A 22,020-nucleotide genomic window follows, 5' to 3' on the forward strand; every position below is an offset into this window, starting at 1 on the left:
CGTCGCGCATGCCGTCGCGTGCGCGGCGCCTTACGGTCACGAGGAGCACGAACATGGCGATGATCGTCGCAGGACGCTTCACGACGTTCGATGAAGCGGAAGGTGGCGCGCGCCACCTTTACGAGCGCGCGTTCGGCCCGGACGACGTGTCGATCTTCTTCCTGAACCCGGGCGGCCAGCACGCGCGCTTTCCGATCGGCGGCGACGTGTATGCCGACACGGCCGCGAAGCCGGGCGGCCGCGGCGCGATGGTCGGCGCGCTGCGCGGGCTGCTGATCGGCGCGATCGTCGGGCTGATCGTCTATGCGCTCGGCGTGCATTACTGGTTCGTGCCGGCCGCCGGCGCGCTCGCCGGTGCGTATCTCGGCGCGTTCGGCGGCGCGCTCGGACGGATGCGCGGCGAGCAGGCCGAAGGCAAGGGCACGCTTGCGCATACCGAAACCGGCGTGATCCTGGCCGCGCGCGTGACGGCGACGACCGCGGCCGCGGCGGAAGACGTGCTGCGCGCGACCGGCGCGCAGTCGATCGAGCGCGTCGAAGGCGACTGGCAGGACGGCGAGTGGCGCGACTTCGATCCGGTGCGCCGGCCGGACGGCACCACGCAGGGCAGTCCGCGCTGAACGAGTCGTTTCCGCATGCGCGTGCCACTCGGCGTGCGGCCACGCGGTACACGGCACGCCGTTTGCGATGCCTTCGCGACACCCGTTCAAGGAGAAAACCATGACCACCGCCAGGACACCGCCGCCGCAGACGCAGACGCAACAGCCGGGCCGCGAGCGGGAGATGCATCCGAAGCCGCACGACGAAGCGGCCGATTACGTCGGCAGCGGCAAGCTGGCCGGCAAGGTCGCGCTCGTGACGGGCGGCGACAGCGGGATCGGCCGCGCGGTCGCGATCGGTTTCGCGAAGGAGGGCGCGGATGTCGCGATCGTCTACCTGAACGAATCGGACGATGCCGCGCACACGAAGCGCCTGATCGAGCAGGCGGGGCGGCGCTGCGAGGCGATCGCATGCGACGTCGGCGACCGCCGGCAGGCGCGCGACGCCGTCGCGCGCACGGTCGAGCGACTGGGGCGGCTCGACGTGCTCGTCAACAACGCGGGCGAACAGCATCCGCAGCCGGGCATCGAGGACGTGACCGAGGAACAGCTCGAGCGCACGTTCCGCACGAACGTGTACGGAATGATGTTCTGCACGCAGGCCGCGTTGCCGCACATGAAGGCGGGCGGCCGCATCGTCAATACGGCGTCGGTGACCGCGTATCACGGCAGCCCGAAGCTGCCCGACTACTCGGCGACCAAGGGCGCGATCGTCGCGTTCACGCGCTCGCTCTCGATCGAGCTGGCCGAGCGCGACATTCGCGTGAACGCCGTCGCACCGGGGCCGATCTGGACGCCGCTGATTCCGTCGACCTTCACCGCCGAACAGGTATCGAAGTTCGGCGCGAACGTGCCGCTCAAGCGGCCGGGGCAACCGGACGAACTGATCGGCTGCTACGTGCTGCTCGCGTCCGAAGGCGCGAGCTACATGACGGGACAGACCTTGCATCCGAACGGCGGCTCGATCGTCGGCGGGTGACGATGCTGTCCACACCAGGAGAAAGCGCATGAAACAACCCAACTGGACGATCGCGGCGCTCGCCGCGGGCGTGCTCGCCGTGTCGGGATTCGCGCGTGCACAGATGCCGAGCGAGCCGCCCGCATCGAATTCGCATGTGCCGGGCGGCGTGATCAACCCGACGTCGGGGGCCGGCGCGGGCGATGCGGGCATCGCGAAGGCGCCGCAGGGCGTCGATGCGGAATTCGTCGACAAGGCCGCGCTGGCCGGCAAGGCCGAAGTGCAGGCGGGCCAGCTCGCGCTGCAGCAGGCGCAGTCCGCGGACGTGCGCGCGTTCGCGAAACGGATGGTGACCGACCACGGCAAGGCGAGCATGAAGCTCGACGAGATCGCCGCGCGCAAGGGCATGAAACCGCAGGTCGACCAGATCCAGGATCCGGACGTCGAGGCGCTGCGCGGCAAGCGCGGGCACGACTTCGACACCGCCTATGTCGCCGCGGTCGGTCCGGACGCGCACAAGAAGGCGGTCGCGCTGTTCGAAGACGAGGCGCGCGACGGCAAGGACACGCAACTGCGTGCGTTCGCGACATCCACGCTGCCGACGCTCAGGCATCACCTGAGCATGGCGGAGGCGCTCCAGCGCAAGGTGGGCGCGCAGTAACGCGCGCCCGTTTCAACCCCAGGGCCGCGCGGGCGGCCCGTTTTTTCGGAGAAGCAGTCATGGCCCAACGGCAATCGAAGCATGCAGGCATCCTCGAACTGCTCTGCCAGGCATACGAGACCGAGCTTGGCGGCGCGAAGATCTACGAGGCCGCGCTCCAGTGCGCGACCGACGAGGACCTGCACAAGGAATGGGAGAAGTACCACCGCGAGACGATGCATCACCAGGACGTGCTGCGTCAGGTATTCGACACGCTCGGCCTCGATCCGGATACGAAGTCGCCGGGCCGCGCCGCCGTGGAGGCGACCGGCAAGTCGCTCGTCCAGGTGATCGAGCAGGCGAGGAAGCAGGCCGACCCTGCGGTCGCGCAGGTCGTCGCGGCCGAATGCGTGGTGCTGGCCGAAACCAAGGATCACCTGAACTGGGAGCTGATCGGCTACGCGGCCGACCAGTTGCGCGACGGCGACGCGGCGAAGGCGCTGAAGGCCGCGCACGATGAAGTCGAGGCCGACGAGGACCATCACCTGTATCACACCCGTGGCTGGGCGCGCGAGATGTGGATCGACTCGATGGGCTTCAAGGCGGTGCTGCCGCCGCCTGAGGAAGTGAAGAAGGTCGAATCGGCGGCCGATGCGGCGCGTGCCGAAAAGTCGCGCGGCAAGATGATGTAACCCTGCCTCTCGGACAACCGGGCCGCGCCGCTCGCGCGGCCGCCCGGCTGTCCGATATCGTTGCTTCGCCGGTCCGGTCCTTCCTCCCTGGCTGAACGGTTGCGAACGCAACCACACCACGGTTCCGGTCAGGTCAGCATGTCCACGACCATCACGACTACCGACCCCGCCATCAGCACGACCGCCAGCCACCCGAACGCCTTCGACGCGATGCCGCTGCCCGGCTGGCCGGCCGCATCGCGTCGCCGCGACAACAGCATCACGAGCACCAGCATCGGCACCGCCGCGACGCCGTTGAGCACTGCGCTCCAGTAAAGCGCCTTGATCGGATCGACGGGACTGAAACAGATCGCGATGCCGACGAGCACGCAAGCCGCCAGCACCGCATAGAATGCCGGCGCGCGCCGCACCGGCTCGTTCAGGCCTTCCCGAAAGCGCCACGCCTCCGCGCAGCCGTACGCGGCGCTGCCCGCGAACGCGGGAATCGCGAGCAGCCCGCAGCCGACGATGCCGAACGCGAACACGACGAACGCCGCTTCGCCGGCGATCGGGCGCAGCGCCTCGGCAGCCTGCGCGGTGGAGCCGATGTCATGCCTGCCGTTCGTGAAGAACACGGCCGCGCCGATCACCATGATGCAGAACGACACCGCGTTGGTCACGATCATGCCGGTCCAGGTGTCGAACGTGATGCGACGCTCGGTCTCGCGGCGCGCGCCGGGCGCGCATGCGGTGTCGCCGTTGCGGCGCTCGGCCTGGGTTTCCTCGACTTCGAGCGCGGCCTGCCACACGAACAGGTACGGGCTCAGCGTCGTGCCGAGCACCGCGACCGCCGTCGTCGCATAGTCGTGCGTGAACGCGATGTGCGGCAGCACGATCGCCTGCAGCAGGCTGCGCCAGTCGATGTGCACGAAGCCGAGTTCGAGCACGTACGCGAGCAGGCCGAGCGTCATCCATTTGAGCCAGCGTGCGTAGCGTTCGTAGGACAGCAGGACCTGCAGCGCGAGCGACGCGATGCCGTAGACGGGCGCATACCAGTAGCTGCGGCCGCCGACGACGAGCGCGGTCGCGTCGCCCATCGCGGCGAGGTCGGCGCCGACGTTCACGACGTTGACGATCACGACCGTCACGATCAGGGCCTTGGCGAGGCGGCTGGAGAACTGCTCGCGGATGGCCGCCACGAGGCCTTCGCGGTTGGCGCGCCCGATGAATGCCGACGCGAGCTGTACGGCCACCATCATCGGCAGCGTGATCACGGTCATCCACAGCATGTGGAAGCCGAACTGGCTGCCGGCCTGCGCATAGACGGCGACGTTGCTCGGATCGGCGTCGGACGCGCCCGCGAGCAGGCCGGGGCCGAGCCGTCGGTACCACGGCCGGGCGGGGGATGCGGCGCTCGCGGGGTCGCGCACCGCGTCGTCGCCGCGCAGGTCGCTCATTCGGCGTCTCCCGGTGCGCCGCGCGCGAGGCGCGCCGCAGTGCGCAGCGCGTCCACGAGCGTCCGGTATGCGTGCTCGCGCGAATCGGCGCCGCGCGTGCGCAGCACGTAGGACGGGTGATAGGTCGCGACGACGAGACAGCCGTCGGGCGAGCGCACCGGCTTGCGCGTGCGCTCGAGCGTTGCTTCGTTGTCCTGCAGTACCGCGCGCAGCGCCGTCGCGCCGAGCGCGACGACCACGCGCGGGCGCATCGCATCGAGTTCGCGTTCGAGCCAGTAGCGGCACGCGGCGACCTCGCGTTGCGCGGGCGTCTTGTGCAGCCGTCGTTTGCCGCGCGGCTCCCATTTGAAATGCTTGACCGCGTTGGTCAGATAGACGGACGTGCGCTCGATCCCGGCCTCGTCGAGCGCGCGGTCGAGCATGCGGCCCGCCGCGCCGACGAACGGGATGCCCGCGCGGTCTTCCTGGTCGCCCGGCTGCTCGCCGACCAGCATGATGCGCGCATCGGCAGGCCCCGCGCCGGGCACCGGCTGCGTCGCGTGTTCCCACAGTCCGCAGCGGCGGCAGGCGTCGAGCGTGGCCGGCGCATCGTTGTCGGCGGCGATCGAAACCGACGCGCGCTTCGCGGGGGCGCGGCGCGTCATGGGGTGCTTCCTGTACCCATCTGCGCCGCGCGCGCGTCGACGTGCGCGCGACGGCGGACGACAAGCGGGGGGAAGATCCGGGCGAGTCGGAACATCGGCGGCTCCCATATCGATGCTGTGCAATGTGCGCAGCAACCGGCATGCCGCATGCAGTCGACATGCGGGCACAGTTTGCGTCGGGACGGCATCCGGCTACAGGCGAAAGCCGCCACGGGCGATCGAGTGTGGCCGATCACGGGCCTTACACGGCGCTTGTAAAACGGTATCGGGCATCGGCCTGCCGCGCGCATTCGCCCGCCGCACGCGGCATGACGGCGCGCCCGGAGTGTCGCGGTCGGGCATGTCCCGGCTGGGTGTGCTTCTCCGAATCGTGCACAATACGCGGCATTCGAGATGCGGAGACCGGACCCGTGGGAATCAACTTCGATTTGACCGACTTGCAGGCGTTTCGCGCGGTGGTGGAGCTGGGAAGCTTCCGCAAGGCCGCCGAGGCGATCAGCATTTCGCAGCCCGCGTTGAGTCGCCGGATCGACAAACTGGAGGAAGCGCTCGGCGTGCGTCTGTTCGAGCGCACGACGCGCAGCGTCACGCTGACGACGGTCGGCCGCGTGTTCGCGCCGAGCGCCGAGCAACTGCTGGACGATCTCGACGCGGCGCTGCTCGGCATCCGCGACGTTTCGTCGAGCCGCCTCGGTCACGTGACGATCGCGTGCGTGCCGTCGGTGGCCTACTATTTCCTGCCGAACGTGATCGCCAGCTATCATCGCCGCTTTCCGCGCATCAGGGTCAAGCTGCTGGATGCGAGCGCGAACGAGGTGCTGAGCGCCGTCATCAGCGGCGAGGCCGATTTCGGCGTGAGCTTCATGGGCAGCCAGGAGTCCGAGGTCGAGTTCAAGCTGCTGCTGCAGGAGCGATTCGTTGCCGCGTGCCGGCGCGATCATCCGCTCGCGCGCAAGAAGCGCGTGACCTGGAACGAGCTTTACGAATACGAGTACGTGTCCGTGGACAAGACGTCCGGCAACCGCCTGTTGCTCGACCAGGCACTGACGAGCGTCGCGCCGCGCGCGCCGAGCGTGTGCGAGACGCGCCACGTGACGACCATGCTCGGGCTGGTCGAAGCGGGGCTCGGCGTCGCCGCGGTGCCGTCGATGGCGATGCCCGGACACGACCATCCGCTGCTCACGAGCGTGCCCCTCGTCGAACCTTCGGTCAAGCGCCGGGTGGGCATCGTGAAACGGCGCGGACGCCCGCTGACGCCCGCCGCGGAGGAGTTTCACCGCGCGGTCATCGACGCCAGGCGCGGCGGTGCGACGCGCAGCGATGCATCGAAGTAATGCTCGTGACGAATACGACCGGAACATCGAGGAAGACCGCAGCATGAGGCTGGCAAGACCGCTTCGTTCGCTTTACGTGCAGGTTCTGCTGGCGATGGCGCTCGGCGTGAGCGTCGGCCACTTCTGGCCGTCGGCCGGCGCGGCGCTCAAACCGCTCAGCGATGCATTCGTCGCTCTCGTGCGGATGATGATCGCGCCGATCGTGTTCTGCACGATCGTCTCCGGCATCACGTCGCTGGCGAACGGGCAGGCCATCGGACGCACGATCGTCCGCGCGCTGGTGCTGTTCTATCTGCTGACCGCCGCCGCGCTCGTATTCGGGCTCGTCACGGCGTTCGTGCTGCGGCCCGGCGCCGGCATGCACGTCGACGTGCGCCATCTCGACGCGAGCGTCCTGGCGCAATACGCGCAGCATGCGCAACCGCGCGGCCTCGTCGCGTTCGCGCTGAGCGTGATCCCGGATACGATGCTCGGCGCGTTCCAGCAGGGCGAGGTGCTGCCCGTGCTGCTGCTGTCGCTGCTGTTCGGTTTTTCGCTGAACGCGTATCCGCAGGCCGGGCGGCCCGTGCTGGCGCTGATCGACGGCGTCGCGCAGATCGTGTTTCGCGTGCTCGCGATGATCATGCGGCTCGCCCCGCTCGGCGCATTCGGCGCGATGGCCTTCACGGTGGGGCGCTTCGGCATCGGCTCGGTCGGCTCGCTCGCGTGGCTGATGGCGTCGTTCTACGTGGCCTGCGCGCTGTTCGTCGCGCTGGTGCTGGCGCCGCTCGCGCGATTGCACGGTTTCGCGTTGTGGCGGCTGTTGCGCTACATCCGCGAGGAGTTGCTGATCGTCCTCGCGACTTCGTCGACGGAGCCGGTATTGCCGCGGCTGATCGTCAAGCTGGAGTCGCTCGGTTGCGACAAGGGCGTCGTGGGGCTCGTGCTGCCGGCCGGTTACTCGTTCAACCTGGACGGCACCGCGATCTATCTGACGCTCGCCGCGTTGTTCATCGCCCAGGCGTGCGATGTGCCGCTTTCCGCGCCGCAGATCGCCGCGATGCTGGCCGTCATGCTGCTGACGTCGAAGGGTGCGGCCGGCGTGTCCGGCAGCGGGCTCGTCGCGCTCGTCGCGACGCTCGCCGTGATGCCCGACCTGCCGGTTGCCGGCGTCGCGCTTCTGGTCGGCATCGATCGCTTCATGTCCGAGGCGCGTGCGCTGACGAGCGTGATCAGCAACGCGTGCGCGGTGATCTTCGTTTCGATGCGGGAAGGGGCGTGCGATCGCGCGCGTCTCGCGCGGATGCTGAACGGGACCGGACCGGCTGGCCCGAATGGCGCCGATGACGCGGAGGCCGGCGCCGGGCCCGACGGGAAGGCGGTCTGACGCGCACCTTCCCGTCGGTCGTGCTCAGTGTGCGGAGACGGAATCCAGCCCGGTCGATTTCACTTCGGCCTGCACGTCGGGCGATGCGAGATAGTCGAGAAGCGCCTTCGCTTCCTGCGGGTGCTGCGCGCCGACGGGGATGCCGGCCGCGAAGCGCGTGACCGACTGCAGCGATTCGGGAATCTTCCCGACGAAGGTCGCGCCCTTCACGGGCAGCAGTTCGCTCACCTGCTGAAAGCCGATGTCGTAGTCGCCGTTCGCGACCACGGATGCGACCGGGATCCGCGGGATCATGGCCGCCTTCGATTTCACCTGGTCCTCGATGCCGAGCTTTTTGAACAACTCGCGCTCGATGTAGACGCCGCTCGCGCTGTCGGAGTAGGCGATCGACTTCGCATGCAGCAGAACCTGCTTGAGGCCTTCGGCCGTGCTGATGTCGGGTTTTGCCGCGCCGTCGCGCACGACCATGCCGATGCGCGAATCGGCCAGCTCGACGCGCGATCCGGCGATGACCTTGCCTTGCTTGATCAGATCGTCGAGCGCATAGCCGACCATGATCACGACGTCCGCCGGTTCGCCGCGCGCGAGCCGGTTCGGAATCGCTTCAGGCGACTTGCCCATCGACGGGCCGAGCGCGGTTTCGAGCGTGTTGCCCGAGCGGGACGCGAACTGCGGGCCGAGCAGCTTGTAGGCGGCGGTGAAGCCGCCCGAGCTCATCACGTGCAGGTCGGCGGCCTGCACGTTCGCGGCGACCGCCGAGGTGGCGACGAGCGCGGTCGCGCAGAGTTTCAGGAGCAGGTTCTTCATGGTCGTGGTCTTGGACGTGTGGAGTCGGGACGGGTCGTTCGGCGTGAGGCTTCAGTGCGCCGGCGTCAGCGTGGCCGTCTGCCGGCGATACAGGGCGAACGTCGCGAGCAGCGCGCACACCGCGGCGAGGCTCATCCAGTAGCCGGGCGCGGCCTTGTCGCCGGTCATGTGAATGAGCGCCGTCGAGATGGCCGGCGTAAAGCCGCCGAACACGGCCGTGGCGAGGCTGTAGGCGAGCGAGAAACCCGCCACGCGCACCTCGACGGGCATCACTTCCGTCAGGGCGACGACCATCGCACCGTTGTAGATCCCGTACATGAACGACAGCCACAGAAGCACGAGCAGCATGTTGACGAACGACGGCGCATGGGCGAGCAGGGACAGCGCCGGGTACGCGGTGGCGATCGCGAGCAGCGTCATGCCGACGAGCAGCGGCCGGCGGCCGATGCGATCGGACAGGGCGCCGCCGATCGGCAGCCACACGAAGTTCGACACGCCGACGCACAGCGTGACGAGCAGGCTGTCGGCCGTGCTCAGGTGCAGGACCGTCTTGCCGAAGGTCGGCGCGTAGACCGTGATGAGGTAGAAGCTCGTGGTGGTCATCGCGACCAGCATCATGCCGGCGATCACGACGCCCCAGTTCCGCGCCAGCGTCCCGAACACTTCCTTCATGCCCGGACGATGCTTGCGGGCCTTGAACGCCTGCGTTTCCTCGAGGTTGCGGCGCAGCATGAAGATGAACGGCACGATCATGCAGCCGACGAAGAACGGCACGCGCCAGCCCCACGAGGCGATGGCCGACGTGCTCAGCCATTGATTGAGCGCGAAGCCGAGGCCGGCCGCGACGACGATCGCGACCTGCTGGCTGGCGGACTGCCAGCTCGTGTAGAAGCCCTTGCGGCCGGGCGTGGCCATCTCGGCGAGATAGACCGACACGCCGCCGAGCTCGGCGCCCGCCGAGAAGCCCTGCAGCAGGCGCCCGACCAGCACGAGCACGGGCGCGAGCAGGCCGATCGTCGCGTAGCCCGGCACGAACGCGATCAGGATCGTGCCGCTCGCCATGATCGCCAGCGTGACGATCAGGCCCTTGCGGCGGCCCACGTCGTCGATGTACGCACCCAGCACGATCGCGCCCAGCGGTCGCATCAGGAAGCCGGCGCCGAAGACGGCGAAGGTCATCATCAGCGACGCGAACTCGCTCGCGGCGGGAAAGAATACGGCGGAGATCTGGGTTGCGTAGAAGCCGAACAGGAAGAAGTCGAACTGCTCGAGGAAGTTGCCGGCCGTCACGCGGAATACCGCGGCGGCCTTCGACCGTGCGGTCGGAAGGCTGGGCGAGGGGTGCATCAGGGTGTCTCCAGGAAATCGGGAAGCATGCGCCGGGGAGCGGTCGATTGTCGTTTCGGCAATATTCGCCCGGAGACGGACAAACGATAAGTGCGATTTTTGGAAGGATTGATGTTGTATGGTTATCAATCGGGCGGCGCGGCGCGCCGGACGCATGCACGGCCGGCGGCCGGCGAGGCCAGCCTCGGTGGATCGGGCTGGCTCCGGGATCCGTCAAAAAGCCCAAAAAAAGCCCCGCATTCGCGGGGCCCGTCGCCTGAACCACCGGCGAATCACGAGCGGTCAGTGCCGCCCGCGCGTGCGAGGATCGTTCAGTTCCTCGGTCGGATCGGTGAGCCCGAGCTCGTCGCCCGCGCTCCAGTACGGCGCGCTGCCGTAGAACTCGTGCAGCGGCTCGGCCCATTGCGGGTCGGCCATCGCCGGCCAGTGATCCTTGTCGAAGCCCGGCGCGTTGCGGATCCGCTCCGACGACACCGACAGCAGGAAACACTTGCGTTCGGTATCGAGCGTGAGCGCGCTCCACGGGATCGCGAGCAGCTTGTCGCCGATGCCGAGCACGCCGCCGCTCGACAGCACGGCGTACGCGACGCGGCCCGAGCGCACGTCGAGCATGATGTCCTTGATCTTGCCGACGTCGTCGCCGTCGGTCGTGTAGACCTTGTCGCCTTCCAGCGTGTCCGCCGCCATCACGTCGGGGCCCGGGCCGGCCGCCGTCGCGGCGCCCTTGCCGATGATGCGCGTCTGTCCTCGATCGGAAGTCTGCATGGTTGTCCTCCTGGTTGCGTGGAGCGCGACCGTGCCCGGGATGGGCCCTGCGGGTCGCGCGGGGTTGTCGGGCGGGGCGAGGATCGCCCCGTCACGTACGCTTCGGTTGCGACACGCCTTCGAGCGTGTTCGCGACGTCGTCGCGCGCGGGGCCGGCAGTGCGTGTCGCGATGTCCGCGAGCGACAGCATGCCGACGAGGCGCTTGTCGTGATCGACGACGGGCAGGCGGCGCAGTTGCGCGTCGGCCATGTAATGCTGGATCTCGTCCAGCGAATCGTCCTCGAAACACCATTCGATCGGGCCCGACGCAACTTCGTGGATCCGCGTCTCCGGCGGCTTGCCGGCCGAGATCGCGCGCACCGCGAGGTCGCGGTCCGTGACCATGCCGATCAGCCGGTTGTTGTCGCACACGGGCAGCGCGCCGATGTCGTAGCGCTCCATCAGTTGCGCCGCATGACGGATCGAGTCGGTCGGCGCGATGCGCACGACGTCCTGCGACATGATTTCGTTGACGCGATGCATGAAGTCCTCCTTGCAGGTTTGAGTCCGGGCCGTACGAGTCAGCAAGCGGCGTGCCGTTCGGCACGCGTGTTCGTCGAATCGCCGACGGTCATTCGTCGCGGCGCTTGGCCGGGTCCTGCCACGGGCCGTCGTCGTGCGTGCCCGGCGGCGTGTCGGGCTCGATGCGCGTGACGCCGCCGGTCGCCGGCGGATCGCTCGCGGGGAACGTGTCCTCCAGCTGCTTGTCGATATGCCGCTCGGAGTGGCGCGTTTTCGTGTGGTCCTGGTCCTTCAGCGGCGACGACGGATCGGGATGCGGTTCGTGCGTCGGCGCGTCGCGGCCGGAACGGGTCGAATCCTTCATGGCATGCCTCCGTGTCGGTGACGTCGAGGCGCTCATCGCGCAACGGCCGTGCCCGCTGCATGGCGGCGGCACGCGACTTGCCATGTCGGTAGCAACGACGACGACACGCGGCGCCACGCGCCGCATGCACACGCACATCGAACGGGAGGGCACGATGACGATTCCGAAACGGCGGCCGGGAGTGCGCTATGAAGTCAACGTCTGCGGCGGAGGGTTCGAGTCGGTGAAGAGCCACTTCATCACATGGAAACAGGAGCCGCTGATTTACCGGCCCGATCGCCGCATGTTCGAAGGCAAGGCCGACGTGCGGCCGCTCGACGAGACCTTCGGCTCGACCGAGCCGGCGCGCTTCGCGCTGCAGCGCGCGTGCGAGCCGGCCGATTCGTATGCGCTCGCCGCGCGGGTGCGCGACGACGACCACGAGTTGTGGCTCGTGATGGCCGCGTACGACGGGTAACGCGATGGCCTTGAAAGAATTGCAGCGCGTGGTGTAGCGAATGCACGTCGCGCCGCGCGGTGGGTTGCATGTCCGCTTGCGGGTCGGCGCGTCGACAAGCGAAATGCGGCACGAATGACCGGCACGCGGCTTGCGGCCACCGAGTGCGTAGCGCATCGAGCGGCGAACGTGCCGCAATCCGATGCCGTCACGACAGCACAACGAACGAATGCCCATGAACCGAGATGTCGTCCGAAATCCCGCTCAGTCGCTGCATCGGCCCGAGCCGGTGATTCCCGACGTCGAGCCCGACCCCGAACCGCCCCCGCCGGACGACCTGCCGCCCGGCACGCCCGAGCCGTATCACGATCCGGAAGGCGATCCGCCGGAGCGGCCGCCACCGGAACGCGAGCCGCCGACGCGGGAGCCGCCGATCCATGCGCCGCCGACGGGCGTGCCGCCGGTGGCGTTCACCCGATTCAAGGAGGGGGCACGATGAGCATTCGCGTGAAACCCGGCATGCTGCGCGACGTGGCCGAGACGCTCGGCCGCCATTTCGAGGCGCGCGCGATGCCGTTCCATGTCGAGGAGCAGCCGGCCGGCGCACTGCATTTCGGCTTTCGTGTCGATGGCCATCCGGCGTCGCTGACCGTCACCTTCGACGCCGATGCATTCACGGCGCTCGAGCAGGCCGGTACCGAGCGGCAACGCGGCGCGCTGGCCCGTGTCGCCGCCGAATTCGACATGATGATGGCGCGCCGCGCGCCCACCGCGTATGCCGGCGATTTCCATTTCAACCGGCTCTGAGCCGTGTCGCCACGGCCGGCCCCTGCCGCCGACTCAACGGAGGATTCCGATGAAACCGATCCAGACGATGCGTATCGGCGCCTGTGCGTTCGCCGCCGCGTGCGCGCTGGGCGCATGCACGCAACCGCAGGGCCCCTACGGCGCGCACGGCGCGCCGCCGGCGCCGCCGGACGGCCATGGTGCGTCTCCGACCACGACGATGCCGGACGCGAATACGCGCTACGACACGCGTCCGTCGCCGTACAACACGCTGCCGGCGGGCGCGGCGGGCGGTGAGCCGGCCGACGTGCCGCCGCCGGGGCCGAACGGTGTGCAGGGCGACCGGACGATGCCGGGCACGCCGCCGCCGATGCAGTACTGACGCACGGAACGGCGCGCGGCGGCCGCACGCGGATAAGCCGGCGCGCTGCCGGTGCGTCCGCCCGGCGCGAATTCCGTGCCCCTAACTTGCCGGCGCTTGTAAAAAAGTCGGCACCCGGAGCCGCCGCGGGCGGGGTGCGAACCCGCGAGAGCCGCGCCGGACGGTGCTTCGCCGCCTTGGCATGGAAGCTGCGTGAATGCGTGTGAACGCAATTCCGCACACCGTCAGGAGGGCATCGATGTCCGTCACGCTTGCGCTCCAGATGCGACAGCATCTGGCACTCACGCCGAGGCTTCAGCAGTCGCTTCGCCTGCTGCAGTTGTCTTCGCTCGAATTCCAGCAGGAATTGCGGCAGGCGCTCGACTCGAATCCGTTTCTCGAAGATGGCCAGGGCGACGACGAAGCCGCTGCCGACGCGCCCGAACCCACCGCCGAAGCCGCGCCGCCCGAGCCGCCGCCCGAGCGCGAGGACGTGCGTCCGCCTGACGGCGAGGTGTCGTATACGGCCGCTCCGGCGCCGCGCGGCACGAGCCGTCAGGCCGACGATGCGAGCGACCTGTCGCCCGGCGAGTGGATGGCGGCCGAGCCGTCGCTGCACCAGCAATTGCACGATGCACTGCGCCTTTATCCGCTGAACAAGCGCGACCGCGAGGCCGCGCGCATCGTGATCGATGCGCTCGACGAGGACGGCTACCTGCGTCAGGAGCTGGCCGAGCTGCTGGTCGCGGCCGATCCGGCGCTGCTGCTGTCGGAACAGGATCTCGCGGTCGCGCTGCGGCTCGTGCAGATGCTGGACCGTCCCGGCATCGCCGCGCGTTCGGTGTCCGAATGCCTGGTGCTGCAACTCGACGCGATTCCGGCCGGTACGCCGGCGCTCGCGGAGGCGAAGGCGATCGCGCGCGAGCACCTCGAACGGCTCGCGCGGCGCGAGACGGCGGAAATCCAGCGACGCCTGGGCTGCAGCCAGCCGACGATGCAGGCCGCGTGCGCGCTGGTGCGCACGCTCGATCCGCGTCCCGGCAATCACTACGGCAGCACGCGCGGCGACTACGTGATACCCGACGTGATCGTGCGCCAGGTGCGCGACGAATGGATCGTGACGATCAATCCGGCCGTGCTGCCGCGCGCGCGCTTGCACGAGCGCTACGCGACCTTGTTCGCGCAGTCGAGCGGCGAGCGCGATTCGCCGCTCGGCCAGCAGTTGCAGGAAGCGCGCTGGCTGATCCGCAACGTACAGAAGCGCTTCGACACGATCCAGCGCGTCGGCGAATGCATCGTCGCGCGGCAGCGCGATTTCTTCCGCTACGGCGAGATCGCGATGAAGCCGCTCGTGCTGCGCGACATCGCCGAGGAACTCGACCTGCACGAATCGACCGTGTCGCGCGCGACGGGCAACAAATACATGGCCACGCCGCACGGCACGTTCGAGTTCAAGCATTTCTTCCCGCGCAAGCTGGAAGCGGCGGGCAAGGGCGTGTGCTCGGCGTCGGCCGCGAAGGTGCTGATCCGCGACATGATCGCGGCCGAGCGCCATACCGATCCGCTGTCGGACGTCGCGCTCGCGCAGAATCTCGCGGGGCGCGGCATCCTTCTTGCGCGTCGCACGGTGACCAAGTATCGCCAGGCGATGAAGATTCCGCCCGCTGAACTGCGCCGGCGCGACGCCGCGTGACGATACCGTCCGAACCGCGCGCGGCCCGCGACCCGCGGTGCCCGCGCGCATCACCGAGAGGAGAACAGCCATGCCAGCCAAGTCCCAGGCCCAGCAGCGCGCCGCGGGGGCCGCCTTGTCGGCCAAACGCGGTGACACGAAGATGAAGGACCTGAAGCCGCCTGCGAAGTCGATGGCCAAGTCGATGAGCGAGAAGGAACTCGAAAAAATGGCTTCGACGCCGGCGCACGGCAAACCCCGGCACAAGCACGATTCTTGATCGTGCGGCGACACGCGTCGACGATTCGTTATTCAGGACTGCAGGAGGCATTCATGCTTCGATACGCCATCATCTTCTTCATCATCGCGCTCGTGGCCGCCTTGTTCGGCTTCGGCGGCATCGCGGCCGGCGCGGCCGAGATCGCGAAGATCCTGTTCTACATCTTCGTCGTGATCTTCCTGGTCACGCTGCTGCTGGGAGTCGTGCGCCGATGACGATCGCCCCCGACCGTTCGCAGCGCATCGCGGAACTCGAACATGCGCTCGCGAACGGCTTTCCGTCGCAATCGACGGTCGTCGTGCATGCGGACGACGCGTCGGGGCGGCTGACGATCCAGGTGTCGTGGGTGCGCGTGCCGTCCGATGACGACGCACGTCAATGGCGCTGCGCGGTCGACCTGCGTTTCGATCCCGACGTGCTCACGCGCTATGCATCGCTCGGTACGGCCGACCGGTTGCGCGTCCGGACGCATGTGTGCGACATGGCGCGGCGCGCGGTGGACGAACAGAAGCCGCGCGTCGAGGACGCCGAGATCGAATGCAGCGTCGCGCTCGACGTGACGCGCGACGAACTGGATCGCGCGCTGCGCGCGCCCTGACGGCGCGGCAGCCGCCCGTCGCGACACCGTAGCGGGCCGCCGCGGCACGCGCCGCGCGGCGCGTCCGTTTCCCGTGACGGCTGCGTGTGCGCCGCGACACGGCCACGCACGCCGCCGTCCATCACCGAACCGATGCGAGGATGCGCGCATGACGAATCTCCCCGATCCGGCAATCGACCGCAACCCGACGGCGCGCAATCGCGCCGCCTCGCGGAACGTCGCACGGGGAAGCGGGTTCGCCGGGCGGGCGTGCGAGCGGCAAGGAGGACAGGCATGGCACCGCGGATGATCTGGAAAGGCGCGATCAGCTTCGGGCTCGTTCACGTGCCCGTGCAGCTGTTTCCCGCGACGCGCACCGTGAAGCCGTCGTTCCGGCTGCTCGACAAGCGCTCGATGGATCCGGTCGGCTACCGGCAGATCAACAAGCGCACCGGCAAGGAAGTCACGCGCGAGGACATCGTGCGCGGTTACGAGTACGAGAAGGAACGCTACGTCGTGCTGACCGACGACGAAATCCGCGCGGCGAACCCCGAATCGACGCAGACCGTCGACATCCTGACCTTCGTCGACGAGGACGCCGTGTCCTTCCTCTATCTCGACACGCCGTACTACCTCGTGCCGGACCGCAAGGGCGAGAAGGTCTATGCGCTGCTGCGCGATGCATTGAAGGACAGCGGCAAGATCGGCATCGCGCTGGTCGTGATGCGCGACCGACAGCATCTCGGCGCGCTGATTCCGGTCGGGCCGCTGCTCGCGCTCGACACGCTGCGCTGGCAGGAGGAGTTGCGGCCGCTCGACGAACTGTCGGTGCCGGCCGACGACGCAAAGGGCGCGGGCGTGACCGCGCGCGAGCTCGCCATGGCGAAGAAGCTGATCGACGACATGGCCGGCAAGTGGACGCCCGACGAGTATCACGACACGTTCCGCGACGACATCCTCGAGCTGGTCGAGCGCAAGGTACGCGCGGGCAAGATCGAGGAGATCGAGGAACGGCCGGCGCAGACGAGCCGCGCGGCGACCAACGTGGTCGACCTCACCGAGTTGCTGAAGCGCAGCCTGAAGGGCGGCGGCGGGGCGCGTGCGGCGGATTTGCGCGATGCGGGTGACGACGAGGACGCGAATACGGAAGGGGCATCTTCGTCGTCGCGCGGCGGCGGGCGCCACAAACCGGCTTCGAAAACCGCGGTGAAGGGCGCGGCCACGAAAACCGCGGCGGCGAAACGGCCGGCCGCGAAACGTGCCGCGCACGGCGAGCATGCGGTGAAGAAAGCCACCGCGCGCCGCAAGCACGCCGCATGACGCCGCGCGAAGCGAGGTGATGCGATGCCCGGCAAGCTCGATCCCTATCGCCGCAAACGCCACTTCGGCGCGACGCCGGAACCGGAAGGCGCGCACGGGCGTCGGCGTGCGAAGGCGGATGCGACACCTTCCCGGCGCACGCGCGCGCGCGCCGGCCATCCGCTGCGCTTCGTGATCCAGGAGCATCATGCGCGGCGCTTGCACTACGATTTCAGGCTCGAACTCGACGGCACGCTGAAGTCGTGGGCCGTGCCGAAGGGGCCGAGCTTCGATCCGTCGGTGAAGCGTCTTGCCGTGCATGTCGAGGATCATCCGCTCGAATATGCGTCGTTCGAAGGCGAGATTCCGGCCGGGCATTACGGCGCGGGGTCGGTCGTCGTATGGGACGAAGGCACGTGGACGCCGGACGGCGGCCTCGCGCAGGCACGCGACGGCTATCGCGCGGGCAAGCTCACGTTCCGGCTCGACGGCGAAAAGCTCCACGGCGGCTGGGCGCTCGTGCGCAGCGGGCGCCAGCAGGGGCGACAGGAGCAGTGGCTGCTGATCAAGGAGCGCGACGACGACGCGCGCGACGCGGACGAATTCGACGTCGTCGGCGAGCGGCCGGGGAGTGTGCATGATGGCGCGGCGTCTGCGGCGCGCGCGGATTCGGCCGACGGCGCGAAGCATGCGCGCCGGACGCCGCGCGGCCGCGGCGACAAGGCCGCGAAACGCGATGCACGTGGCGCGCGGCACGACGAACACGACGAGCGTAAACGCCCGCCGGCCGATCCCTCCGGGATCGAAGGCGCGGTGCGCGCGCCGTTGCCGGAGCGCGTCGCGCCGCAACTCGCGACGCTGGTCGACGGCCCGCCCGCGCAAAGCGACTGGCGCTACGAACTGAAGTTCGACGGCTACCGGATCCTCGCGCGTATCGCGGGCAAAGGCACACGCCGGCATGTGAAGCTGATGACGCGCGAAGGCCGCGACTGGACCGCGAAGCTGCGCGCGCAACGCGATGCGCTCGCCGCGCTCGACGTCGACGACGCATGGCTCGACGGCGAGGCCGTCGTGCTCGGCGCGCACGGCCTCCCCGATTTCCAGGCGCTGCAGAACGCCCTCGGCGCGGGGCGCTCGGATGCGGTCACGCTGTTCGTATTCGATTTGCCCTTCCTTGACGGTTACGACCTGCGCGACGCGCCGCTCACCGCACGCCGCGGGCTGCTCGAACCGCTGCTGGCCGACAGCGACCCCGCGCGACTGCGCTTTTCGCCCGATCTCGGCGACGACGTCGCGTCGCTGATCTCAAGCGCATGCGATACGGGCCTGGAAGGGCTGATCGGCAAGCGCGCGGACTCGCGCTACCGGGCCGGACGTTCGCCTGCGTGGATCAAGCTCAAATGCCGACGCCGGCAGGAGTTCGTGATCGGCGGCTATACCGAGCCGTCGGGCAGCCGCCACGGCTTCGGCGCGCTGCTGCTCGGCGTGCACGAACCGGCGCCGGCCGGCAAGCGGCGACGCGGGCCGACACCGCTGCGCTATGTCGGCCGGGTCGGAACCGGCTTCGACGCACGCATGCTCGACCGGCTTGCCGCGATCCTGCGCAAGCACGAGCGCGACACGCCGCCGTTCGATCCGCCGCCGCGCGAACGCTCGCGCACGCGCGTGCACTGGATCGAACCGACGCTCGTCGCCGAATGCGAATTCGCGGAGTGGACCGGCGACGGCATCGTGCGGCAGGCCGCGTTCATCGCGCTGCGCGAAGACAAGCCGGCCACGCAGATCGTCCGCGAAGTGCCGAAACAGACGGAAAATGCGGAAACGGAGATGACGATGGATCGACAGCGAACCACGCACGACGACAAACATCCCCGCAAGCACGCGTCGCACGCGGCTCATGAAGCGAATGGCCGCGAACACCACGCGCGTTCACGGTCATCCACCCGCACGGCCGGCAACGATGCCGGCCCGGATCAGCTCGGCCGCGTGCGCATCACCCATCCCGACCGCGTGCTCGACTCGCAAAGCGGCACGCGCAAGATCGATCTCGCGCATTACTGGCAATGGGTCGCGCCGTGGCTGTTGCCGGACCTGAAGGGGCGACCCGTGTCGCTCGTGCGCGCGCCCGGCGACATCGCCGGCGAGCTGTTCTTCCAGAAGCACGCGGAACGCCGCGAGATTCCGTTCGTCACGCAACATGCCGGGCTCGATCCGGGACACGGTCCGCTGCTGTCGCTCGACAGCGTCGACGCGCTGCTCGGTGCCGCGCAGATGGGCACGATCGAACTGCATACGTGGAACGCGCACGCGTCGAACATCGAGCGGCCCGACCGGATCGTGTTCGACCTCGATCCTGATCCCGCGCTGCCGTGGAGCGCGATGATCGAGGCCGCGCAACTCGTGCGCGGGCTGCTCGACGAGCTGGGGCTCGCGTCGTTCTGCAAGACGAGCGGCGGCAAGGGGCTGCATGTGGTCGTGCCGATCACGCGGCACCTCGGATGGGACGACGTGAAGGACTTCTCGCGCGCCGTCGCGCAACACGTCGCGAGCGCGCTGCCCGACCGTTTCACCGCGACGATGGGCCCGCGTCATCGTCGCGGCAAGATCTTCATCGATTACCTGCGCAACGGCCGCGGTGCGAGCACGATCGCGGCGTACTCGGCGCGTGCGCGGCCCGGGATGGGCGTGTCGGTGCCGCTGCGCTGGGACGAGGTGCCCGATACGACGGGCGGCGCGCAATGGACGATCGACACGCTGCACGAACGGCTCGACCGGCTCGCGCGCGATCCGTGGGAAGGCTACGACGAGACGCGGCAGCGCATCTCCGCGCAGATGCGCGCGCGGCTCGATGGGTCGTGACGTCGCCGGCGCGGTCAGCGCCGGCGCTGCTGCAGGCGGTAATACCAGTCCATCAGCGGCGTCGCGGAGATGCCGTGCGCGATCACCGATGCCGACACGACGGCCAGCACCGGCGCCGCCAGCGGGCGCACCGCGCTGGACGGCCCGTGTTCGAGCGCGAACAGCAGGTAATAGAACGAGCCGATTCCGCGTATCCCGAACCACGCCATCAGCCGCCGCTGCGCGTGGGTCGCGTGCGAGCCGGTCAGCGACAGCAGCACGGCGAGCGGCCGCACGGCCACGAACAGCACGAGGGCGAGCGCGATAGCGCCCCACGTCATGAGCGGCGCCGACAGCGTCGTGAGCACGCTGCCGATCATCGTCATGATGAGCGCCTCGGCGATCCGTTCGAGCTCGATCGTGAAGTCCAGCACCGATTCGGTCATGAACGCGTGCACCTTCTCCGGATGCTTCTCGGTCGCGACCACGTCTTCCGAATCGATCCGGCCGATCACTTCGCGCGGGCGCCGGTCGCCGCTCGCGCGATGCTCGACGCGGCGCATCGCGACGCCCGCGGCGAACGTCGCGATGAAGCCGAACGTATTCGCGAGCTGCGCGGCGCCGAACGACAGCACGATCAGCGCGAGCGCGAAGAAGCCTTCGAAGCCGAGCGCCTGCGCGTGGCGGGTGCGCAGCCAGCCGATCGCCTTGGTGGCGGCCGCGCCGAGCACGCCGCCGATCGCGGCCGCGCCCGCGATGCCCCACAGCGCGGCCAGCGCGAATGCGCCCGTCAGCGCCGGCCGCGCGTGCGGCGTGTCGGCCGCGCCGCACAGCGCGAGGCCCGCGAGCGCGAACGGCAGCGCGATGCCGTCGTTCAGCCCGCCTTCGCCGGACAGCGCGAAGCGCACCAGGTCGCGGTCGCCGGGATCGTGCACCTGCACGTCGTGCGCGAGCACCGGGTCGGTCGGCGCGAGGATCGCCGCGAGCAGCAGCGCGGGGCCCCAGCCGAGCCCGAGCGTCAGCACCGCGCAGCCGGCGAGCAGCGGCACGGTGACGCTCATCGCGAGCAGGCCGAGCCGGCAGGGCACGAGCCACAACGGGTCGGACAGCGGCACGCGCAGCCGCAGCCCGATCGCGAACAGCGACACCAGCAGCGCGACCTCGACGATCTCGCGCAACAGCGACGCGTCGCGTTCGATGTCGAGATGCAGGAGGCCGGCGCCGGACGGGCCGAGCGCGACGCCGAGCGCGAGATAGATCATCGCGCTGCTGCAGGGCAGGTGACGCAGCGCCGATGTCGCGACGCCCATGCCCATCAGCACCGCGCCGACGATCAGATACCACAGCGTTTCATGCATGCGTGCAGGCAGAGCAGGTCGATACGGAGGAGCGGGCGGGGGGCGTCACGGCTTGCGTCCGAACGCCTCGCGCAGTTTCCGCTTCGCGCGTTCGAGCGTCGCGCGGCGTGTTTTCGGCAGGTTGCGGCCCGCGCGGTTCAGATAGAAGTTGAGCATCGACATCGCCGACTGGAACGGCGGCGCCTTGCGGCGGCGGCTGTGTTCGGCCGAGCGCTTGAGCGACGCCGCGATCTCGCCCGGGTCATCGGACTTGAAGATCGCGGGTTCGATGTCCAGCGCATCGCTCTTTTTCATGACGTCGGCGGACCAGCGCTTGCGATGATGCGGATCGTTGCTGCGCGCGCGGCCGGGGCGGCGCGTCACGCGTTTGCCGTGCGGATGGGAAGCGGAAGCTGAAGGCATGACAGGGCTCCGTACGGGATCGGGATGGGCTGGTCGTGGAACGCGCAAATCGCGTGCCGCGCGTCGCCGACGGCACGTGCCTTGCTGAACCAGGGATGCAGGAAATTCCACGACAGCCATTCCATTGAGGGAGAACGTTCCATGAAGTCAGTATTCGAATCGAAATCCGGCGCGCGCCGGATCCTTGCGTGCGCGGCCGTCGCACTCGTCGCGGCCGCACCGGCCGCGTGGGCACAGAATTCGCAGCGTTCCGACGAGGGCACCGGCGCGCCGATCCTGTCGCCGCCGGACACATCGGCACAAGGCGCCGGCGACGGCATGTCGAACGGCAATACGGCTGCACCGCCGCCCGCGACCCGCATGCAGGAGCCGCGCGCCATGCGTTCGCACGCGCGCCCGCATGTGCGCACCAAGCCGGGCGGCCCGAGCGGCGCCGGCACCGGCGGCAGCGGCAGCACGGGCGGCTCCAATGGCGGCGGCAGCGCGGGGGCGGGCGCGACGGGCGCGGGCGGCGGCGCAGGCGGTACGGGCGGCGCGGGTTCCAGCGGCTATTGACG

Annotated in this window: 26 protein-coding genes; 17 read left to right on the plus strand and 9 right to left on the minus strand. The window is 69.2% G+C overall.

The window, feature by feature from the left end; all coding sequences use genetic code 11:
* Positions 1-53 precede the first annotated feature (53 nt).
* From WS45_RS16715 to WS45_RS16730, 4 genes are all read left to right on the plus strand, one after another.
* Positions 54-620: a hypothetical protein gene (locus WS45_RS16715; protein WP_059511596.1), complete on the plus strand. Its 567-nt coding sequence runs from the start codon at positions 54-56 to the stop codon at positions 618-620.
* Positions 621-720: 100 nt separating this feature from the next.
* Positions 721-1,578, plus strand: a complete 858-nt coding sequence (locus WS45_RS16720) for an SDR family oxidoreductase (RefSeq protein ID WP_059700803.1) — start codon at positions 721-723, stop codon at positions 1,576-1,578.
* A gap of 28 nt (positions 1,579-1,606) precedes the next feature.
* Entirely contained in the window at positions 1,607-2,218 is a 612-nt protein-coding gene (locus tag WS45_RS16725; protein WP_059537035.1) for a DUF4142 domain-containing protein, read from the plus strand.
* Between the two features lie 59 nt (positions 2,219-2,277).
* Complete coding sequence (locus tag WS45_RS16730; protein WP_059537032.1) at positions 2,278-2,889, plus strand: hypothetical protein; 612 nt, start codon at positions 2,278-2,280, stop codon at positions 2,887-2,889.
* A 128-nt stretch (positions 2,890-3,017) separates the two neighbouring features.
* On the opposite strand, the gene WS45_RS16735 is transcribed toward WS45_RS16730, so the two are convergent.
* On the minus strand, positions 3,018-4,325 hold the full coding sequence (locus WS45_RS16735; protein ID WP_059537027.1) for an NRAMP family divalent metal transporter: 1,308 nt from the start codon (positions 4,323-4,325) through the stop codon (positions 3,018-3,020).
* Positions 4,322-4,969, minus strand: a complete 648-nt coding sequence (locus tag WS45_RS16740) for a UdgX family uracil-DNA binding protein (RefSeq protein ID WP_059700804.1) — start codon at positions 4,967-4,969, stop codon at positions 4,322-4,324. The genes WS45_RS16735 and WS45_RS16740 overlap by 4 nt, the downstream gene beginning before the upstream one ends.
* Positions 4,970-5,379: 410 nt before the next feature.
* On the opposite strand from WS45_RS16740, the gene WS45_RS16745 reads away from it, so the two are divergent.
* Together WS45_RS16745 and dctA are read left to right on the plus strand one after the other, a co-directional pair.
* A complete protein-coding gene (locus WS45_RS16745) occupies positions 5,380-6,303 on the plus strand; it encodes a LysR family transcriptional regulator (protein ID WP_059700805.1) in 924 nt (307 codons plus the stop codon).
* A 43-nt stretch (positions 6,304-6,346) separates the two neighbouring features.
* Positions 6,347-7,669, plus strand: coding sequence for a C4-dicarboxylate transporter DctA (gene dctA / locus WS45_RS16750; RefSeq protein WP_059700806.1), 1,323 nt, complete (start codon positions 6,347-6,349; stop codon positions 7,667-7,669).
* Positions 7,670-7,693: 24 nt separating this feature from the next.
* Here dctA and WS45_RS16755 read toward each other — a convergent pair whose 3' ends face one another.
* The 5 genes from WS45_RS16755 to WS45_RS16775 form a co-directional block, all read right to left on the minus strand.
* Complete coding sequence (locus WS45_RS16755; protein WP_059537012.1) at positions 7,694-8,476, minus strand: substrate-binding domain-containing protein; 783 nt, start codon at positions 8,474-8,476, stop codon at positions 7,694-7,696.
* Between the two features lie 51 nt (positions 8,477-8,527).
* Positions 8,528-9,823: an MFS transporter gene (locus WS45_RS16760; protein ID WP_059537009.1), complete on the minus strand. Its 1,296-nt coding sequence runs from the start codon at positions 9,821-9,823 to the stop codon at positions 8,528-8,530.
* 282 nt (positions 9,824-10,105) lie between these two features.
* Positions 10,106-10,588 (minus strand): PRC-barrel domain-containing protein, encoded by a 483-nt coding sequence (locus WS45_RS16765; RefSeq protein ID WP_059537005.1) that lies wholly within the window; start codon positions 10,586-10,588, stop codon positions 10,106-10,108.
* A gap of 91 nt (positions 10,589-10,679) precedes the next feature.
* A complete protein-coding gene (locus WS45_RS16770) occupies positions 10,680-11,111 on the minus strand; it encodes a CBS domain-containing protein (protein WP_059537001.1) in 432 nt (143 codons plus the stop codon).
* 88 nt (positions 11,112-11,199) lie between these two features.
* Positions 11,200-11,454 (minus strand): hypothetical protein, encoded by a 255-nt coding sequence (locus WS45_RS16775; protein WP_059700807.1) that lies wholly within the window; start codon positions 11,452-11,454, stop codon positions 11,200-11,202.
* 154 nt (positions 11,455-11,608) lie between these two features.
* On the opposite strand from WS45_RS16775, the gene WS45_RS16780 reads away from it, so the two are divergent.
* The 10 genes from WS45_RS16780 (at position 11,609) to ligD (ending at position 19,724) form a co-directional block, all read left to right on the plus strand.
* Complete coding sequence (locus WS45_RS16780) at positions 11,609-11,911, plus strand: hypothetical protein (protein ID WP_059537426.1); 303 nt, start codon at positions 11,609-11,611, stop codon at positions 11,909-11,911.
* A gap of 208 nt (positions 11,912-12,119) precedes the next feature.
* Positions 12,120-12,389: a hypothetical protein gene (locus WS45_RS16785; RefSeq protein WP_082721946.1), complete on the plus strand. Its 270-nt coding sequence runs from the start codon at positions 12,120-12,122 to the stop codon at positions 12,387-12,389.
* On the plus strand, positions 12,386-12,697 hold the full coding sequence (locus WS45_RS16790; RefSeq protein WP_059536992.1) for a hypothetical protein: 312 nt from the start codon (positions 12,386-12,388) through the stop codon (positions 12,695-12,697). The genes WS45_RS16785 and WS45_RS16790 overlap by 4 nt, the downstream gene beginning before the upstream one ends.
* A gap of 49 nt (positions 12,698-12,746) precedes the next feature.
* The gene (locus WS45_RS16795) at positions 12,747-13,058 is read left to right on the plus strand and encodes a hypothetical protein (protein WP_059536989.1); all 312 of its coding nucleotides are present in this window, start codon (positions 12,747-12,749) and stop codon (positions 13,056-13,058) included.
* A 238-nt stretch (positions 13,059-13,296) separates the two neighbouring features.
* Positions 13,297-14,730, plus strand: coding sequence for an RNA polymerase factor sigma-54 (locus tag WS45_RS16800; protein WP_059536986.1), 1,434 nt, complete (start codon positions 13,297-13,299; stop codon positions 14,728-14,730).
* A 70-nt stretch (positions 14,731-14,800) separates the two neighbouring features.
* On the plus strand, positions 14,801-14,989 hold the full coding sequence (locus WS45_RS16805) for a DUF3008 family protein (RefSeq protein WP_059536983.1): 189 nt from the start codon (positions 14,801-14,803) through the stop codon (positions 14,987-14,989).
* Positions 14,990-15,042: 53 nt separating this feature from the next.
* Entirely contained in the window at positions 15,043-15,204 is a 162-nt protein-coding gene (locus WS45_RS33650) for a DUF1328 domain-containing protein (RefSeq protein ID WP_081052496.1), read from the plus strand.
* Positions 15,201-15,587, plus strand: coding sequence for a DUF3022 domain-containing protein (locus WS45_RS16810; protein WP_059536979.1), 387 nt, complete (start codon positions 15,201-15,203; stop codon positions 15,585-15,587). Before WS45_RS33650 ends, WS45_RS16810 begins: the two co-directional genes overlap by 4 nt.
* Before the next feature lie 273 nt (positions 15,588-15,860).
* Positions 15,861-16,886: a non-homologous end joining protein Ku gene (gene ku / locus WS45_RS16815; RefSeq protein WP_059536974.1), complete on the plus strand. Its 1,026-nt coding sequence runs from the start codon at positions 15,861-15,863 to the stop codon at positions 16,884-16,886.
* Between the two features lie 24 nt (positions 16,887-16,910).
* Entirely contained in the window at positions 16,911-19,724 is a 2,814-nt protein-coding gene (gene ligD / locus WS45_RS16820; protein WP_059700809.1) for a DNA ligase D, read from the plus strand.
* 14 nt (positions 19,725-19,738) lie between these two features.
* On the opposite strand, the gene WS45_RS16825 is transcribed toward ligD, so the two are convergent.
* The gene (locus WS45_RS16825) at positions 19,739-21,061 is read right to left on the minus strand and encodes a cation:proton antiporter (RefSeq protein WP_059692908.1); all 1,323 of its coding nucleotides are present in this window, start codon (positions 21,059-21,061) and stop codon (positions 19,739-19,741) included.
* 45 nt (positions 21,062-21,106) lie between these two features.
* Positions 21,107-21,463 (minus strand): DUF3175 domain-containing protein, encoded by a 357-nt coding sequence (locus WS45_RS16830; protein WP_059536961.1) that lies wholly within the window; start codon positions 21,461-21,463, stop codon positions 21,107-21,109.
* A gap of 141 nt (positions 21,464-21,604) precedes the next feature.
* Between WS45_RS16830 and WS45_RS35060 the strand changes: the two genes are divergently transcribed.
* On the plus strand, positions 21,605-22,018 hold the full coding sequence (locus tag WS45_RS35060; RefSeq protein ID WP_059700810.1) for a hypothetical protein: 414 nt from the start codon (positions 21,605-21,607) through the stop codon (positions 22,016-22,018).
* The last annotated feature ends 2 nt before the right edge of the window (positions 22,019-22,020 follow it).

Source organism: Burkholderia sp. RF2-non_BP3, from assembly GCF_001522185.1.
Taxonomy (GTDB): Bacteria; Pseudomonadota; Gammaproteobacteria; order Burkholderiales; family Burkholderiaceae; genus Burkholderia; species Burkholderia diffusa.

Coding starts and splice junctions, on each gene's coding strand:
- WS45_RS16775 (WP_059700807.1), bottom strand. CDS start 11,454: ATGAAGGATTCGACCCGTTCCGGCCGCGACGCGCCGACGCACGAACCG.
- WS45_RS16735 (WP_059537027.1), bottom strand. CDS start 4,325: ATGAGCGACCTGCGCGGCGACGACGCGGTGCGCGACCCCGCGAGCGCC.
- WS45_RS16725 (WP_059537035.1), top strand. CDS start 1,607: ATGAAACAACCCAACTGGACGATCGCGGCGCTCGCCGCGGGCGTGCTC.
- WS45_RS16715 (WP_059511596.1), top strand. CDS start 54: ATGGCGATGATCGTCGCAGGACGCTTCACGACGTTCGATGAAGCGGAA.
- WS45_RS16790 (WP_059536992.1), top strand. CDS start 12,386: ATGAGCATTCGCGTGAAACCCGGCATGCTGCGCGACGTGGCCGAGACG.
- WS45_RS16770 (WP_059537001.1), bottom strand. CDS start 11,111: ATGCATCGCGTCAACGAAATCATGTCGCAGGACGTCGTGCGCATCGCG.
- WS45_RS16795 (WP_059536989.1), top strand. CDS start 12,747: ATGAAACCGATCCAGACGATGCGTATCGGCGCCTGTGCGTTCGCCGCC.
- WS45_RS16760 (WP_059537009.1), bottom strand. CDS start 9,823: ATGCACCCCTCGCCCAGCCTTCCGACCGCACGGTCGAAGGCCGCCGCG.
- ligD (WP_059700809.1), top strand. CDS start 16,911: ATGCCCGGCAAGCTCGATCCCTATCGCCGCAAACGCCACTTCGGCGCG.
- WS45_RS16800 (WP_059536986.1), top strand. CDS start 13,297: ATGTCCGTCACGCTTGCGCTCCAGATGCGACAGCATCTGGCACTCACG.
- ku (WP_059536974.1), top strand. CDS start 15,861: ATGGCACCGCGGATGATCTGGAAAGGCGCGATCAGCTTCGGGCTCGTT.
- WS45_RS16785 (WP_082721946.1), top strand. CDS start 12,120: ATGCCCATGAACCGAGATGTCGTCCGAAATCCCGCTCAGTCGCTGCAT.
- WS45_RS16730 (WP_059537032.1), top strand. CDS start 2,278: ATGGCCCAACGGCAATCGAAGCATGCAGGCATCCTCGAACTGCTCTGC.
- WS45_RS16780 (WP_059537426.1), top strand. CDS start 11,609: ATGACGATTCCGAAACGGCGGCCGGGAGTGCGCTATGAAGTCAACGTC.
- WS45_RS35060 (WP_059700810.1), top strand. CDS start 21,605: ATGAAGTCAGTATTCGAATCGAAATCCGGCGCGCGCCGGATCCTTGCG.
- WS45_RS16810 (WP_059536979.1), top strand. CDS start 15,201: ATGACGATCGCCCCCGACCGTTCGCAGCGCATCGCGGAACTCGAACAT.
- dctA (WP_059700806.1), top strand. CDS start 6,347: ATGAGGCTGGCAAGACCGCTTCGTTCGCTTTACGTGCAGGTTCTGCTG.
- WS45_RS16755 (WP_059537012.1), bottom strand. CDS start 8,476: ATGAAGAACCTGCTCCTGAAACTCTGCGCGACCGCGCTCGTCGCCACC.
- WS45_RS16765 (WP_059537005.1), bottom strand. CDS start 10,588: ATGCAGACTTCCGATCGAGGACAGACGCGCATCATCGGCAAGGGCGCC.
- WS45_RS16830 (WP_059536961.1), bottom strand. CDS start 21,463: ATGCCTTCAGCTTCCGCTTCCCATCCGCACGGCAAACGCGTGACGCGC.
- WS45_RS16720 (WP_059700803.1), top strand. CDS start 721: ATGACCACCGCCAGGACACCGCCGCCGCAGACGCAGACGCAACAGCCG.
- WS45_RS16805 (WP_059536983.1), top strand. CDS start 14,801: ATGCCAGCCAAGTCCCAGGCCCAGCAGCGCGCCGCGGGGGCCGCCTTG.
- WS45_RS16825 (WP_059692908.1), bottom strand. CDS start 21,061: ATGCATGAAACGCTGTGGTATCTGATCGTCGGCGCGGTGCTGATGGGC.
- WS45_RS33650 (WP_081052496.1), top strand. CDS start 15,043: ATGCTTCGATACGCCATCATCTTCTTCATCATCGCGCTCGTGGCCGCC.
- WS45_RS16740 (WP_059700804.1), bottom strand. CDS start 4,969: ATGACGCGCCGCGCCCCCGCGAAGCGCGCGTCGGTTTCGATCGCCGCC.